The 13,583-nt window shown below is 62.3% G+C and carries 15 protein-coding genes and 1 tRNA gene; 8 read left to right on the top strand and 8 right to left on the bottom strand.

Translation table 11 applies throughout. From position 1 onward, the window contains the following. A complete protein-coding gene (locus HMPREF1219_RS06365; protein WP_016458074.1) occupies nt 1-714 on the top strand; it encodes an energy-coupling factor transporter transmembrane component T family protein in 714 nt (237 codons plus the stop codon). Continuing rightward, the gene (locus HMPREF1219_RS06360) at nt 711-1,445 is read left to right on the top strand and encodes an energy-coupling factor ABC transporter ATP-binding protein (RefSeq protein ID WP_016458073.1); all 735 of its coding nucleotides are present in this window, start codon (nt 711-713) and stop codon (nt 1,443-1,445) included. Before HMPREF1219_RS06365 ends, HMPREF1219_RS06360 begins: the two co-directional genes overlap by 4 nt. A gap of 76 nt (nt 1,446-1,521) precedes the next feature. Here the strand turns inward: HMPREF1219_RS06360 and HMPREF1219_RS06355 are convergent, their stop codons facing one another. The 6 genes from HMPREF1219_RS06355 to HMPREF1219_RS06330 all read right to left on the bottom strand — a co-directional run bounded on the left by HMPREF1219_RS06355 (nt 1,522) and on the right by HMPREF1219_RS06330 (nt 5,803). Continuing rightward, on the bottom strand, nt 1,522-2,868 hold the full coding sequence (locus tag HMPREF1219_RS06355) for an MFS transporter (RefSeq protein WP_016458072.1): 1,347 nt from the start codon (nt 2,866-2,868) through the stop codon (nt 1,522-1,524). 188 nt (nt 2,869-3,056) lie between these two features. After that, entirely contained in the window at nt 3,057-3,389 is a 333-nt protein-coding gene (locus HMPREF1219_RS06350; protein WP_016458070.1) for a fluoride efflux transporter FluC, read from the bottom strand. Beyond that, nucleotides 3,386-3,685 (bottom strand): CrcB family protein, encoded by a 300-nt coding sequence (locus HMPREF1219_RS06345; RefSeq protein WP_051120490.1) that lies wholly within the window; start codon nt 3,683-3,685, stop codon nt 3,386-3,388. The genes HMPREF1219_RS06350 and HMPREF1219_RS06345 overlap by 4 nt, the downstream gene beginning before the upstream one ends. A gap of 11 nt (nt 3,686-3,696) precedes the next feature. After that, entirely contained in the window at nt 3,697-4,035 is a 339-nt protein-coding gene (locus HMPREF1219_RS06340; protein ID WP_016458068.1) for a FluC/FEX family fluoride channel, read from the bottom strand. A gap of 3 nt (nt 4,036-4,038) precedes the next feature. Continuing rightward, a complete protein-coding gene (locus tag HMPREF1219_RS06335) occupies nt 4,039-4,374 on the bottom strand; it encodes a CrcB family protein (RefSeq protein WP_016458067.1) in 336 nt (111 codons plus the stop codon). Between the two features lie 10 nt (nt 4,375-4,384). Continuing rightward, nucleotides 4,385-5,803, bottom strand: coding sequence for an alanine/glycine:cation symporter family protein (locus HMPREF1219_RS06330; protein ID WP_016458066.1), 1,419 nt, complete (start codon nt 5,801-5,803; stop codon nt 4,385-4,387). Nucleotides 5,804-6,080: 277 nt separating this feature from the next. Between HMPREF1219_RS06330 and pgm the strand changes: the two genes are divergently transcribed. From pgm to HMPREF1219_RS06310, 4 genes are all read left to right on the top strand, one after another. Beyond that, nucleotides 6,081-7,739, top strand: a complete 1,659-nt coding sequence (gene pgm, locus HMPREF1219_RS06325; RefSeq protein ID WP_016458065.1) for a phosphoglucomutase (alpha-D-glucose-1,6-bisphosphate-dependent) — start codon at nt 6,081-6,083, stop codon at nt 7,737-7,739. A gap of 163 nt (nt 7,740-7,902) precedes the next feature. Beyond that, nucleotides 7,903-8,358, top strand: a complete 456-nt coding sequence (locus HMPREF1219_RS06320; RefSeq protein WP_016458064.1) for a MauE/DoxX family redox-associated membrane protein — start codon at nt 7,903-7,905, stop codon at nt 8,356-8,358. 93 nt (nt 8,359-8,451) lie between these two features. Next, nucleotides 8,452-9,180 carry a DsbA family protein gene (locus HMPREF1219_RS06315; RefSeq protein ID WP_016458063.1) on the top strand — a complete coding sequence of 243 codons (729 nt, stop codon included), beginning with the start codon at nt 8,452-8,454 and terminating at the stop codon, nt 9,178-9,180. 121 nt (nt 9,181-9,301) lie between these two features. Continuing rightward, nucleotides 9,302-9,377, top strand: a tRNA-Ala gene (locus HMPREF1219_RS06310). A 45-nt stretch (nt 9,378-9,422) separates the two neighbouring features. On the opposite strand, the gene HMPREF1219_RS06305 is transcribed toward HMPREF1219_RS06310, so the two are convergent. Together HMPREF1219_RS06305 and HMPREF1219_RS06300 are read right to left on the bottom strand one after the other, a co-directional pair. Then, nucleotides 9,423-11,240, bottom strand: a complete 1,818-nt coding sequence (locus tag HMPREF1219_RS06305) for an MFS transporter (RefSeq protein WP_016458062.1) — start codon at nt 11,238-11,240, stop codon at nt 9,423-9,425. Then, nucleotides 11,230-11,721 (bottom strand): MarR family winged helix-turn-helix transcriptional regulator, encoded by a 492-nt coding sequence (locus tag HMPREF1219_RS06300; protein WP_016458061.1) that lies wholly within the window; start codon nt 11,719-11,721, stop codon nt 11,230-11,232. Before HMPREF1219_RS06300 ends, HMPREF1219_RS06305 begins: the two co-directional genes overlap by 11 nt. Nucleotides 11,722-12,154: 433 nt before the next feature. Between HMPREF1219_RS06300 and HMPREF1219_RS06295 the strand changes: the two genes are divergently transcribed. Further along, nucleotides 12,155-12,766, top strand: a complete 612-nt coding sequence (locus tag HMPREF1219_RS06295) for a DUF4956 domain-containing protein (protein WP_016458060.1) — start codon at nt 12,155-12,157, stop codon at nt 12,764-12,766. Then, nucleotides 12,756-13,568, top strand: a complete 813-nt coding sequence (locus HMPREF1219_RS06290; protein ID WP_016458059.1) for a polyphosphate polymerase domain-containing protein — start codon at nt 12,756-12,758, stop codon at nt 13,566-13,568. Before HMPREF1219_RS06295 ends, HMPREF1219_RS06290 begins: the two co-directional genes overlap by 11 nt. Nucleotides 13,569-13,583: the final 15 nt, after the last annotated feature.

Genomic DNA, 13,583 nt, shown 5'->3' with positions numbered 1-13,583 from the left:
GTGTTCGAGCTCGAAGCGGCTGCTGCGAGCTCCCGGATTTCCACCGTGCCAACGGCGGAGAAAATCCTCCTCCTTGTGGGGCTCACGTTCTGTGCCGTCGCGGTTAATCCCACCGTGGTGGCCGTGCCGTTGATTATCGCGTTCATCTGGGCTAAACCCCCGTTGAAGCTCTATCTCCCAATCATCGGTTTTAACGCAGTGTTCGTGGGTGTCGGCATGATCCCGCTGGTATGGAACCTGACCAGCTCCGGGATCGTCGCCGTCCCCGGCGGATTTTCTAACGCCGTGTCCGTGTGGTGGCGTTGTGTGGTGGCAGCCTCTGGAACTCTGCTGTTCGCGTGCACAACGCCACTGTCGGACATCATTTCGTGGGCGCGGCGCGTGCACATTCCCACAAGCCTCACCTACGTGGTGCAGATCATGTATCGCATGGTCGGCGCCCTGTGGCAGACGTTCGTGGGGATGCGCGAGGCCGCGGCGCAGCGGCTCTCGGAGCGGACTTTCCGCACCCGGATGCACTCCACGGGGCTCATTGGCGCCTCGCTCTTTGTGGTTGCGTTCATGCGCGCCCGGTTGATGCAGGAGGCCCTGGAGTTGCGTGCGGACCCGCTTGAAGTGAAGACTTTTCATTCTTATGTGCCGGCCCGTCCGGCGCGTCTTGTGGCGATCGCCCTGGTCCTGGTTGCCACGTTTTGTGTGGGGTATGTTTTATGAGCCTTGAAGGTACTGGCATTGTTGTCCCGGGAGTACTCAACGGACTGGATGTCTCTGTCGCCGTTGACTCCCGGCTCGGTATCGTCGGCGCTAACGGCTCCGGCAAGACGACGCTGTTTAGGGTCCTAGCTGGCTCGCTGAAGCCGGTCTCTGGGTCTGTGCTTGTCGACGCCGCACCTTTGTCCTACTCCCGCAAGGGGCGGACGGCTCACCGTGAGTTAGTTCAGTTGGTGCTGCAGGAGCCCGACGCGCACCTCATCTCCACGTCCGTCGTCTCCGACGTCTCCTTCGGCCCCCTCAACCTGGGGCTCACCCCGAGCGAGGCGGAGGCGCGCGCCACCCGCGCGATGGAGCAGCTCGGCATCGCCGACCTCGCCCACCGCGTCCCCCACCAGCTGTCCTTCGGACAGAAGAAACTCGTGGCGCTCGCCGGTGCGCTGGCCATGCAGCCGCGCTACATCCTTCTTGACGAGCCGACCGCCGGCCTGGACTACTACGCGGCGGACCTGCTCATGAAGGCGCTGAACACGGTGAGCGATGTGGGCATCATCTTCACTACCCACGAGATCGACTTCGCCTACGAGTTTGCCGATGCGATCCGGATCCTCCACGAGGGCACTCTGCACGAGTGGGACGTTAACCTGCTCTCCGCCGCCCACCTGCGCCTGCCCTGGGCCCCCGTGGTGAGCGACCGGTTGGGTCGCGCGGTGCGCAGGCCGGAAGACGTCTGAACGGTCTACCCCGTTCAGACGTAAAAGATAAGGAAAACGCCACGGGAATTCCCGTGGCGTTTTTGCAACTTATCTCTTACTTCATAAGCGCGCGTTCGCGCTTCCCTACGATGATCATGAGGATGATGGCGACAACGACGACGCCGAGCAGGAACATGTAGGTGACATTCCAGCCGAAGTGATGGATGAGGATGCCCACGCCCGACGAGGCGAGCGTGGCGCCCAGGAGGTAGCCAAACAGCCCGGTGAACCCGGCGGCGGTGCCGGCGACGTTGGCGGGGGACAGGTCAATGGCCTGCAGGCCGATGAGCATGACCGGCCCGTAAATGAACCCGCCGATGAGGGCGATGAGCAGGTAGAACAACCACAGCGGGGCGGTGGGGGGAAGCTGCCAGTAGGCGAACAACGAGACCCCCACAACGGCGAGGGCGAGGATACCGGCACCCGAGCGCCAACCGTGGAAGACGACGTCGGAAAGCCAACCCACCAACAGGGTGCCGAGGATACCAGCGAGCTCGTAGATGGCGAAGCCGATGATGCCGTCGGAAATGTCGGCGGAATCGGTGCGCTCGGCGAGGTAAATGGGGATCCAGTTGAGCACGCCGTAGCGCAGGGTGTAGATGAACACGTTGGCCAGTGCCAGCATGACGATGATCGGGTTGGTGAGAACGTGGCGGGTGACCACCTGGAGCCAGCTGCCCTCGGCGGGGTCAACACTATCAACCTTGGCGGGATCGTCGCGGTACTCCTCGATGGGCGGAAGCCCCATGACCTCCGGACGGTCGCGGATGAGGAGAAAAGCGATGACGGCGATGACGAGCGCGACGATAGGCGGCACGTAGAACGCGGGTCGCCAGTCGGCCTCGCTCGTGGCGAAGGTGGACAGTGCCCAGGCGGAAAGGACACCGAGCCCGCCGCCGCCGACGTTGTGGGCGCAGTTCCAGATCGACGTCTTCCAGCCGCGCTCACTGGTGGAGAACCAGTGGACGAGGACGCGTCCCGAGGGAGGCCAGCCCATGCCCTGGAACCAACCGTTGATGAACATGAGGGTGGCAAACAGGGCGATCGAGCTGGTGACGGCCGGCATCGAGGCGATGAACAGGTTCATCACCGCCGATAGCGCGAGCCCCAGCGGCATGAAGTAGCGCGCGTTGGAGCGGTCCGAGAGCATCGCCATGAAGAACTTGGACAGACCGTAGGCGAACAGCACAGCGTTGGACACGATGCCGATGCCCACGGCGTTCATGATGTCGTGCTCTTTGAGGATCGCCGAGACGAGCGAGACGTTGTTGCGGATCAAGTAGAAAGCCGCGTATCCCAGGAAAATACCCATGAACACGTTGAACCGCCAGGTTTTGTACTTTCTATCCACCTGGTCTGCCGGTATTCGGGGTGCCGCGGGAGGGGCTGCGAGGAATGACATGGAACTCCAATCTCCATACCTACTAAGGGGTAAGTTACTGCCTAGTAGCCTATTTTGGCGTGCGGAAATTGGGAAGTAATGGGGGTGATCGTTCCGATTCTTGACGGGGTGGAGGGGCTGGAAAACGCCAGCACATGGCGTAAAAGCAAACGGCAGATGAACGCCGGGTTAACTCCCCCCGTTATGGCCTACAACGCGTGAGCGACCCGCAGACCCCACGCCACAGCGAGGAGGCCTCCGGCCACGTGCGCGGTTGCGAACCACGCGAGCCTGCGCCACTGGCGGGCCTTCACCATGAGCCCGATCTCCTTCGACAGCGTCGACCACGTGGACAGCGCCCCGGCGAACCCGGTGCCCACCAGCACGGGGTGGAAGTCCGCGCCGGTGGCAAGCGCCAATACGAAGCATGCGACGAGGTTTGCCACGAGCACCCCGGGTGCCGAGCCCAACCACTTAGTGCATCCGTAGCGGATCGCCCCGCCGAGGGCGCCACCGACGAACACGCCGAGTACCGCCATCATTTCTTGCCCCCTATCGCGTCGCCGGCAAACCACGCGGCGATGCATACCGCGGCCGCCACCACGAGGTAGGCGAGCGAGGAATCCGTAACACTTACGAGCATGTACGTGGAAAATGAGGTGAACCCGCCGAGGAACCCGGTAGACCACCACGCTGGCTGTGGCTTCCAGCCAATGAGGAGGCAGCCCACCGCATTGATGGCGATCAGCTCCCACGAACTGGCAAGAGGGAGCAGTGTGAGGAGATAGCGCACCACTGCCCCAAGCCCTGCCGCTGCGGCAATAAGAAGTGCATTCACGTGCAAGAAATCTACCACGGCACCGCCAGCTGGCTGCCGATGAAAGCGGCCACGTGGCCGAGGGCCAGGTTGGCCGCGAGGTAAAAAGCGAACAGAAAATATCTGCGCTCATGCAGCTCACGGCCCAATTCCGCTGCGAGGGCCGGCCAGGTGGACAGCGCCGCCGCGATCCCCGTGGTGACCACGAGGTTCAGCGCCCCGTGCGTGGAGGCCGCCCCCACGAGGAAGCACGCCACCGAATTGGCCGTGGCGATTCCCCACAGGGTGCCCATGACACTTGTCAACACATAGCGGATCACCCCGCCGACGAACCCGCCGACGGCCACGATGAGGAAACTCCACGCACCCACTTTCTACGCCTCCGCCTTCGTGTGCGCACGGCGCACATGCTGGTGCACGACATCGCCGAGGAACCAAGCGCCCATGCAAAAAATTACCTCCAGCACCAGGTAGACGGCGTTATGTGCTTGGTAGGTCATGACGAGGTACGTGGAATACGAGGAGAACCCGCCGAGGAACCCGATCGTCCAAAAAGGCCCCGGCTTCATCGCCCCGATGGCGAAGCACCCGCAGATGTTGATGAGGGTGATGGTGACAAAGCTGGGGCCCAACGCGAGGATGGTGGCGTGGCGCACCATGGAGCCAAGTGCCGCGCCGCAACCGACGTACAGTGCGGCTTTGAGGCTCATTGTGGGTAGGTCACGACCATTCTGGGATGTGGCGGGCGTTGAACTCGGCCACAGAGGTGGGGGTTTCCCGCAGCTTTGGGTCGAAGTCCAAGTAGTCCTTTGTTTCTTTTGCTACAAACCCAGATAGTAGCAGCAGCCCGATGAGGTTCGGGATCGCCATGAGGCCGTTGGCTACGTCGGCAAGCACCCAGGCGATCTGGATCTCGGAAATAGCGCCGATGAATACCACGCATGTGAAGAGCATGCGGTAGGGCAGGGAGCCGTGCATTCCCACGAGGGCGATGAGGCAGCGTTCGCCGTAGTAGGCCCAGCCAACGATGGTGGAGAAGGCGAAGAACATGGTGGAGATGGACACGATGGTGCCGCCCCAGTTGCCGGGCAACCCGCGGGAAAACGCCTCGGCCGTCATGGAGCCGGCCTCGCTGGCGCCCATCGTCCACGTGCCCGTGGTGATGATGGTGAGGCCGGTGAAGGTGACCACGACGATGGTGTCGATGAAGGTCTGCGTCATGGAGACGAGGCCCTGACGGACGGGGTGGTTCGTCTGCGCGGCCGCGGCGGCGATGGCCGCCGAACCCATGCCGGACTCGTTGGAGAAGATGCCACGGGCGACGCCGAGCTGGAGTGCGAGCAGAAGGGACGAGCCCGCAAATCCGCCGACGGCTGCCGAGCCGGTGAACGCGTCGTGGAAGATGAGCGCGAAGGCGCCGGGGATGTCGCCGGCGTTGACGATGAGCACGATGGAAGCGCCGAGGATGTAGATGATGATCATGAGTGGCACGAAGGCGCTCGTCACCTTGCCAATGGTCTCGATGCCGCCGAGCAGCACCATGCCGATGAGGAAGAACATGAGTGCGCCGGTGGCGTGGGTATCCATGCCAAAGGCATCGTTCATGGCCGTGGCCACGGCGTTAGCCTGGGTGAGGTTGCCGATGCCAAACGAGGCGATGACGGCGAAGATACCGAAGGCGAGTGAGAGGCCGCCGCCGAGCTTGCCGCCGATGCCCTTCTTGAGGTACTTCATCGGCCCGCCGAGCATGTGGCCGGTGGAGTCCTCCTCACGGAACCGCACGCCGAGGAAGGCCTCGGTGTACTTACTGGCCATGCCCACCAGGCCAGTCACCCACATCCAGAACAGCGCGCCGGGACCACCGAGCGCGAGTGCGGTGGCCACGCCGACGATGTTGCCCACGCCCACGGTTGCTGCCAGTGCGGTGGTCAGCGCCTGGTAGTTGGAGATGTCCCCTTCGCCCGTGGGGTCGTTGGGGTCGATGAGACCGTGCCTGAAGGCCACGATCATTTTCCTAAATTGCAGGCCTTTGAGCCTTGCGGTGAGCCACAGCCCTGTTCCTAGCAGCAGCGGAATGAGGAGGAAAGGGCCCCACACCACTGAATCTACCTTGTTTAAAATGTCCAACAGGGATTCCATTGAGCCCTCCTTTGCGCACGTAGTGAGCTCATTGCGAGTTCGGTGAATAGGTGAGATTGTCTCCTGTGTCCGCGCTGTCGTAGCAGCGTGGAAAGAAGATTGTGGATATTTTCCAAGCCTGATAGTTGAATTCCAATTAGTTGAACAAGTTTTTCCCTCATGCGGGGGTGGGAGGGTACAGCGGGTTTTAACCCGTTCTCCTGCAAAAGTGTGTGAAACAGGCAAAGATAGGAAGAAGACGTATATATTCCGCAGAGACGACTAAGGAGCAGTCACTATGGCTCACGAGAGAGCAGGGCAGCCGGCCCGCGAAGAGGACCTCATCGATGTGGGGGCCGTGAAGAAGGCCTACTACGAGGGCAAACCCGACCCGGAAAACCCTGATCAGCAGGTCAGCTTTGGTACGTCGGGGCACCGTGGCTCCAGCCTGGACACGGCCTTCAATGAGGATCACATCCTCGCCACTACGCAGGCGATCGTCGAATACCGCGCGAAGGAGCACATCGAGGGTCCCGTCTTCATCGGCCGTGACACCCACGCGCTGAGCGAGCCGGCGATGCTCACAGCCATGGAAGTGCTGCTGGCCAACGATATTGACGTGCTCGTCGATGCCAACGGCGCCTACACTCCGACACCGGCGGTGAGCCACGCGATCCTTCAGTACAACAAGGGCCTGCCGGGTGGGGTGACGGGCACGGACGCGAAGCGTTCCGACGGCATCGTCATTACCCCCTCGCACAACCCGCCCCGTGATGGCGGCTTCAAGTACAACCCGCCCACCGGTGGCCCCGCCGGCACGGACGCGACCGACTGGATCGCCGCCCGCGCCAATGAGCTCATGCGCGGCGGGAATGAGGATGTCAAGCGGGTGTCTGTGGAGTCCGTCACCGATAGTCGTGCCACCGCCTTCGATTTCCTCGGCCACTATGTGGACGATCTGCCCAGCGTGGTGAACCTGCAGGCGATCGCCGATTCGGGGATCTCCATCGGCGCGGATCCCATGGGTGGTGCTTCCGTGGACTACTGGGGCGCCATCGGCGAGAAGTACGGCCTTAACCTCACGGTTGTTAACCCCGAGGTCGACCCCACGTGGCGGTTCATGACGCTCGATACCGACGGCAAGATTCGTATGGATTGCTCGAGCCCTAACGCCATGGCCTCGCTCATCCACAACCGCGACAAGTACGACATCGCCACCGGCAACGATGCGGACAGTGACCGCCACGGCATCGTCACCCCCGATGCTGGCCTCATGAACCCGAACCACTACCTCGCCGTCGCCATCGAGTACCTGTTCAGTCACCGTCCCGGCTGGCCCGAGGCCACCGCCGTGGGCAAGACGCTCGTGTCCTCCTCCATGATCGACCGTGTGGTTGCCTCCCTGGGGAGGACGTTGGTTGAGGTTCCCGTGGGCTTCAAGTGGTTTGTTCCGGGGCTTATCGACGGAACGATCGGCTTCGGCGGCGAAGAATCCGCCGGCGCGTCCTTCCTGCGCACCGATGGCACGGTGTGGTCCACCGATAAGGACGGCATTATCCTCGACCTCCTGGCCTCAGAGATCCTCGCCGTCACCGGGGAGACCCCGTCGAAGCGCTACGCCACCTTCGCCGAGAAGTTTGGTTCCCCGGTGTACGCCCGCACCGATGCCGAGGCGAACCGTGAGCAGAAGGCGATCCTCAAGAAGCTGAGCCCGGACCAGGTGAAAGCCACCACCTTGGCGGGGGAGGAGATCGTCGAGAAGCTGACGGAAGCCAAGGGTAACGGTGCACCGATCGGCGGTCTCAAGGTCGTGACCGAGAACGCGTGGTTCGCCGCCCGCCCGTCTGGCACCGAGGATAAGTACAAGATCTACGCCGAAAGCTTCAAGGGCGAAGACCACCTCAAGCAGGTCCAAAAAGAAGCCCAGGCGCTGGTCAGCGAGGTGCTGGGCAAGTAGCCGGCACCACGCAGCGGGAGGCCGCTGCGGGCTACCGCCTCATACGGGCCCGGGGGTTCCCGGGCCCGTTCTTCTGCCCTTTGCGCGTCAAACGCCTGTGAATACCCTCCCGATTGTTGGGGTGCTTAGTGCAACCAGTGGACACTGTTATATATTGTGTGACGTGACCACTTTTAACCTGTCCAACGTCATCTCGGCGGTGTGCCGCTTTGGGCTTGCCGCCGTGTGGCTTGTCAGTGGCTATCTTAAGCTCATCGACCCCGTTGGAACGAAGAAATCTGTCGAGGCCTACGAGTTGTTCTCCATGGATATCGCCCACATGATCGGTACGGTGCTGCCTCTGGTGGAACTCGCCCTTGGCGTTTTGCTGCTGCTTGGCGTGTTCCTGCGCCCGGTGGCTGCGGTGTCTGCACTCATGTTCGTGGGCTTTGCTATCGGCATTGGCTCGGCGTGGGCGCGGGGACTGACCATTGACTGTGGCTGCTTTGGCGTGGGCGGGGAAAACCCCGATGTGGGTGCCCTCACGTACATCGAGGGGATTGGGAAAGACATCCTCTTTTTCCTCATGGCCGCGTGGACAGTGAAGCGACCGTTTTCGCGCTGGGCTGTGTACGCTTGACTGGATCGAGGCATCGTTGCCACCGCGTACGGTGACGGTGCAATAATGTAGCGCACATACTTTTCATTTGAACGAACCACAAAGGAGACGATCGTGACCAACACGAAAGTAAAGAACCCGAGTGAAAGAGGCAACGGTTTTATTTGGGCCCTGGTCATCCTCGGCCTGGTGATCGCAGCCGTCATCGGGTACATCCTGTTCACCGGCCGCACCGCGCAGACTAACAAGGTGCTCGACGGCGTCGACGTGCAGGAAGTCGCCTTCGATGTGGATTACTCCGACAATGTCATCAGCCTTGTGGGCAAGGATGCCACGGCGGACACCCCGGAGATCGACCTGTACGAGGACTACTCCTGCGTCCACTGTGCGGAGCTGGCCAAGATGTCCGACGCGGACATGAAGAAGGCGGTTGAGGATGGCAAGCTCATCGTCAACATCCACTCCCTCAACTTCCTTGACCGTGGCCAGGACGGCCACTCCACCCTCGCCGGTGCCTCCGCCGATGCGCTTGCGCAGGCGGGCGACGCCAAGGCGTACTGGAACCTCCGCTCCACCCTGCTGGAGAAGCAGGAGGAGATTTACAGCAAGTGGCAGGCTAACGATATGGCCGATGTTGCCGAGGCCCTCGGCGCGCACTCCGATGCGGTGAAGTCGATCCGCGACGGCTCCAACATTGAGCACTACAAGCAGGTTGCCACCGAAGATGCCGAGCAGCTCAAGGCTGCCGACCCGAAGGGGCAAGTCTCCTCGCCCCGGGTCCTGCAGAACGGCCAGGATGTCAAGCTCACCGAGAACTGGATTGAGGAAGTCTCTGCCAAGTAATCCTTGAGCTACGTAAGGAGCGCGCCGTGAGGTTGCGCTCCTTATCTGTATCTACCTGGCGATTTGTCCTCACCCTCGGCCCGCCTGTATATTAGTCCTTGTTGCAAAAAACGCAGCTTATGGGGCTATGGCGCAGCTGGTAGCGCACCACACTGGCAGTGTGGGGGTCACGGGTTCGAATCCCGTTAGCTCCACCAATAATTCCCGGTAGGAAAACCTACCGGGATTTTTCTTTTTCACCTTTACTCTGCAGAGACCTTGTTCTCTGCAGAGGTTTCGCCCTCTGTAGTGACCTTTCTCTCTGCAGAGACTCCGTTCTCTGCAGAAGCCGCGATCTTCTCGTCGATCTTCCGCTTCGACGGCAGCCCCGCGAGCAGCGCGGTGCCTGCCAGTGAGAGCAGCGTGTAGAACCAGAACAGCCGGGCGAAGCCCTCGTTGAGGCCGAGCTGGAAGGCTTGCTCGATGTCGCCACGGTTCGCCTCAATCTGTGCGAGGTAATCTGCGCGGGCATCTTCCATCGCCGGCAGCGCGGCGCCTGCGCCCTGCGGGAGGCGGCTTTCCTGCTCGTCGAATAGCGCGTTGGCCACGTCCTTCGACCGGTCGACGATGGTGGTCACGTCGGCGGTCTGGAGGCTTTGCGCAAGCTCCGGGGGAAGCGTGGCATCCGCACCGGCTGCCTGCGCGGCGGCGGGTGCCTCTGGCATCTCGGCCATCACCTTTCCGGGGAGGTCCCCCATGGCGGTGGATAGGAGACCCACGAGGATCGCCGGCGCCAGGGTGACACCGAGCGAGCGCACGAGGGACAGCGTGGCCTGCCCGGCGTTGGCCTCAGACTCGGGAATGAGGTGCAAGATGAGGTAGGTCAGCGGCGCCCCCATGAGGAAGCCGAGGCCGAGGCCGAACAGGAAGATGGCCACCGAGGTCGAAAGCGCCGAGGGATACGGGCTTGCCCAATAGATGAGCGTGAAGCCGGCGATGGTGGAGATCACCGTGCCGATACCGAGGACGAGCCGCGGGCCGAAGCGGTCTGTCAGCTTGCCGCTGATCGGGGCTCCCACGGCGGAGGCGAGACCGATGATGGTGGTGGGGTAGCCACCGGCACCGGCGGGCAGCCGCATGGAGTTCTCCGCAAATTGGGGGATGAACATGACCGTCATCATGAGAACGCCTGCCACCGCACTCATGAGGAGGGTGGTGCCCACGTTGATGGTGGCGAAGTAGCGGAAATCAATGAGCGGGTCATCGGCCCGCTTCTCCACCAGCCAGAAACACGGCGCGAGCAGCGCGGCGACGGTAAAACCGCCCCACACGGAGGGAGTTGCAAGAGATTGGCCGATGTGGGTGAAGTCAAGGTTTTGGAACGCCCACAACAGCGAGGTGATGAGGACGACGAAGATGACGGTGCCCGTCACGTCAATGGTGCCTGCGGGCTCGCTCTCCTGCTCGGGGAGGAACCGCAGGCCGAGGGCGATGACGATGACGGCAACCGGCACGTTGAGGTAGAAGATCCACTGCCAGTTGGCCTGCCCGGCGATAGACAACACCAGGGAGCCGGCTGATGCGCCGAACACGTTGGCCACGCCGTACACCATTCCCACGAGCCCCAGCGCCATGCCGCGCTTGGCAGGTGGAACGATAGTGCCGATGGCGGCGGTGGCCACCGGCATGATTCCGCCGCCGCCGATGGCCTGCACCACGCGGGAGGCGATGAGCAGCCCGAAGGAGGAAAAGTCCTGTGCGAGCCCGCACCCCAGTGAGCCGAGGCCAAACAGCGCGATGGCGATGACGTACACGGGCTTGCGGCCGAGGATATCGGCGAGCTTGCCCACCACGGGGATCGCGGCGGCGTAGGCGAGGGTGTAGATGGTGAAGATCCACACGCCCGTCTTGTCGTCCACACCGAGGCCGGTCTGGATGACGGTGCGTGCCGGGTTGACAATGCCGGTGTCCAGCGCCCCCATGCCGATACCGGTGAGGTAAAGGGCGAGGATGAGGCCCCAGTGGGCGGGCGTCGTTAAGCTACTGGAGCCTTCGGGACGAGCTACTTCTTTAGTGGTCATCGGTCGCGCTTTCGGGGTGGGAGGTGGACAGGGCGTCGACAAGCTGGTGAAGCATCGACGTGAAGGTGGCGAGCTCCTCGTCGGAGCGGTCGCGGAACAGGAGACCTAGCCCGTGGTCCATGGGGGCGGAGAAGTTGTGCCCCACCTGGCCGCCGAGCTCGGAGATGCGCAGCACCGTGCGCCGGCGATCGGCGGGGTCGGGCTGCCTGGTGATGTAGCCAGCCTCGAGGAGACGTTCTGTGAGGTAGGTGACCGCGGGCTTGGACACGCGGAGGATGCCGGCGAGCTCGGTGGGGGAGAGTGGGGAGCCGGTGAGCTCCGCCCGCCAGATGTGGAGGACCGCCTCCCCGTCCTTATCGTTCATGTTCATGGACGCGGTGAAGCGTCCGATGGTGTCGGTGGACGCGAAGATGAACCGGTGTAGCTCGTAGAGGAGTGCGCTGGTTAATTCCTCACGCTCAGGTAAAGTGTTCTCGCTCATGTTGTTAAGTATATTAACCGTTAAGAAATTTAACAAGTAGGGAGACGGGGTGGTAAGACGGCACCGCGCTGCGGGGTCTCATGCAAATCTCGGCTCGGGCAGGTTGGCTGGCGATTTGTTTAGAAGGGTAGAGAATAGCTGAAAAAGGTCGGACCTTTCGTATGAAATACGGAAAAATCCCCGGTTTTGCTGTGGTGCTCACATGGGGGTGTGCGGTATCTAAAATTCGAACATCGAAACCTGTGTCCCAGTTCAGTGCGTACAGGATATGTTCGGTTTGGGGTAAAAAACCCGAATAAAACCGGCACCTAATTGGCGAAAACTTTCACGGATCCCTCAACGTTCATCTCGCACCATAGACACTGTCCATCGCGCCACCGGGTGTGTTGGTGGGGCGATTGTATCGAGTCATACCTAGATATGGAGGGACGAAATGTTCACTACTTTGACGATGCTAGGTCTCAACCTGGTGGCTATCGCCATCCTCGTACTCGGGATCTACTTCCCCCGCCACCACCGCACCGACCTCGTTGTCGCGTTCTTCGCCGTCAACATGGGCGTCTTCGGCGTGGCCACCGTTCTCACGGGAACCAACGTCGGCATGGGCCTGGGAATGGGCCTCTTCGGCGTGCTGTCCATCATCCGGCTGCGCTCCTCGGAGATCTCCCAAAGGGAGGTGTCCTACTACTTCGCCGCCCTCGCCATCGGCCTTGTCAACGGCATGACCACCACGCCCAGCGAGCTTGAGGTAGTCATCGTCGCAGCCATCATCGCCACGCTCGCCGTGGCGGATAGCACACGGCTGTTCGGCCAGTACCGCTCGCAGGAGATCAAACTCGACCGGGCCTACCCCACCACGGCAAAGGCCACGCGGGCGGTGGAGCTCCTCCTCGGCACCGAGGTGAACTCCGTCACGGTGCACTGCGTCGACCTCATCAACGACACGACGAAGGTGACCGCCCGGTTTCGCGAACCCGCGGCGCGTGAAAAGAGCGCACCGGCACTGGGGCAGACGGAAAACGAGGTAGCGCTCAATGCACTGTAAGCCGTCCCTCGCGCTCTTTGAGCCCATTTGCCTGGACGAGCTCAACGCCTGCGCCCGCATGATGACGCGGGTGGATCGCAAGTACCTCCTCACAGGTAATGAGGCGCGCGAACTCCTCGCCTCCCTTCCGCAATCCACGCGGATACTGGAAATAAACGGCCGATTTCTACAGCATTACCGCACGTCATACCTAGATTCCTCTTCGTGGGGGAGCTACTTTACCGCAGCCTTCAAGCGCCGCCGCCGCTACAAGGTACGCATGCGCGACTACGTGGATTCCGGGATCGCGTTCCTGGAGGTGAAAACCCGTGGCCCGCGGGGCACCACGGTGAAGGAGCGTGTTCCCATCAAGGTGGAGGAGGCCTACGGCGACCGGATCCCCCAGCGGCTGGAGCCGTGGCTTGCTCAGACTCTGGAGGCGCGCCGGGTGGATGTGGGCGCCGAGGTGGGAGCGCTTCGCCCCACGCTGAGGAACGAGTATTGGCGTGCCACCTTCAAGCCGGAGGGGGAGGGCCGGGTGACGGTGGATTCGGATCTGCGGTGGCACAGCTCCCGCGGTGGCCACCTGGAGGGCTTGGACTTGGTGTTTGTGGAGACAAAGTCGGGCGCGCGGCCGAGCGTGGTGGATCGGCAGCTGTGGGCGATGGGGTTGCGTCCGCAGAAGGTGTCCAAGTTTGGCACGGGGCTTGCCGTCATGCACCCGGAGTTGCCGAGCAACAAGTGGCGCCGGGCGATGCAGACGTTTGAGGCGGCGCGCGTGTCGGCGGACGTGGGGGCCGACATAGCGGCCCCGGTCGAGTAAGCGAATCAAATCTAG

The sequence above is a fragment of the Corynebacterium pyruviciproducens ATCC BAA-1742 genome, assembly GCF_000411375.1.
GTDB classification, from domain to species: Bacteria; Actinomycetota; Actinomycetes; order Mycobacteriales; family Mycobacteriaceae; genus Corynebacterium; species Corynebacterium pyruviciproducens.
The sequence above is the reverse complement of the archived record's forward strand: the minus strand, read 5'-3'. Positions and strand labels throughout refer to the sequence as shown.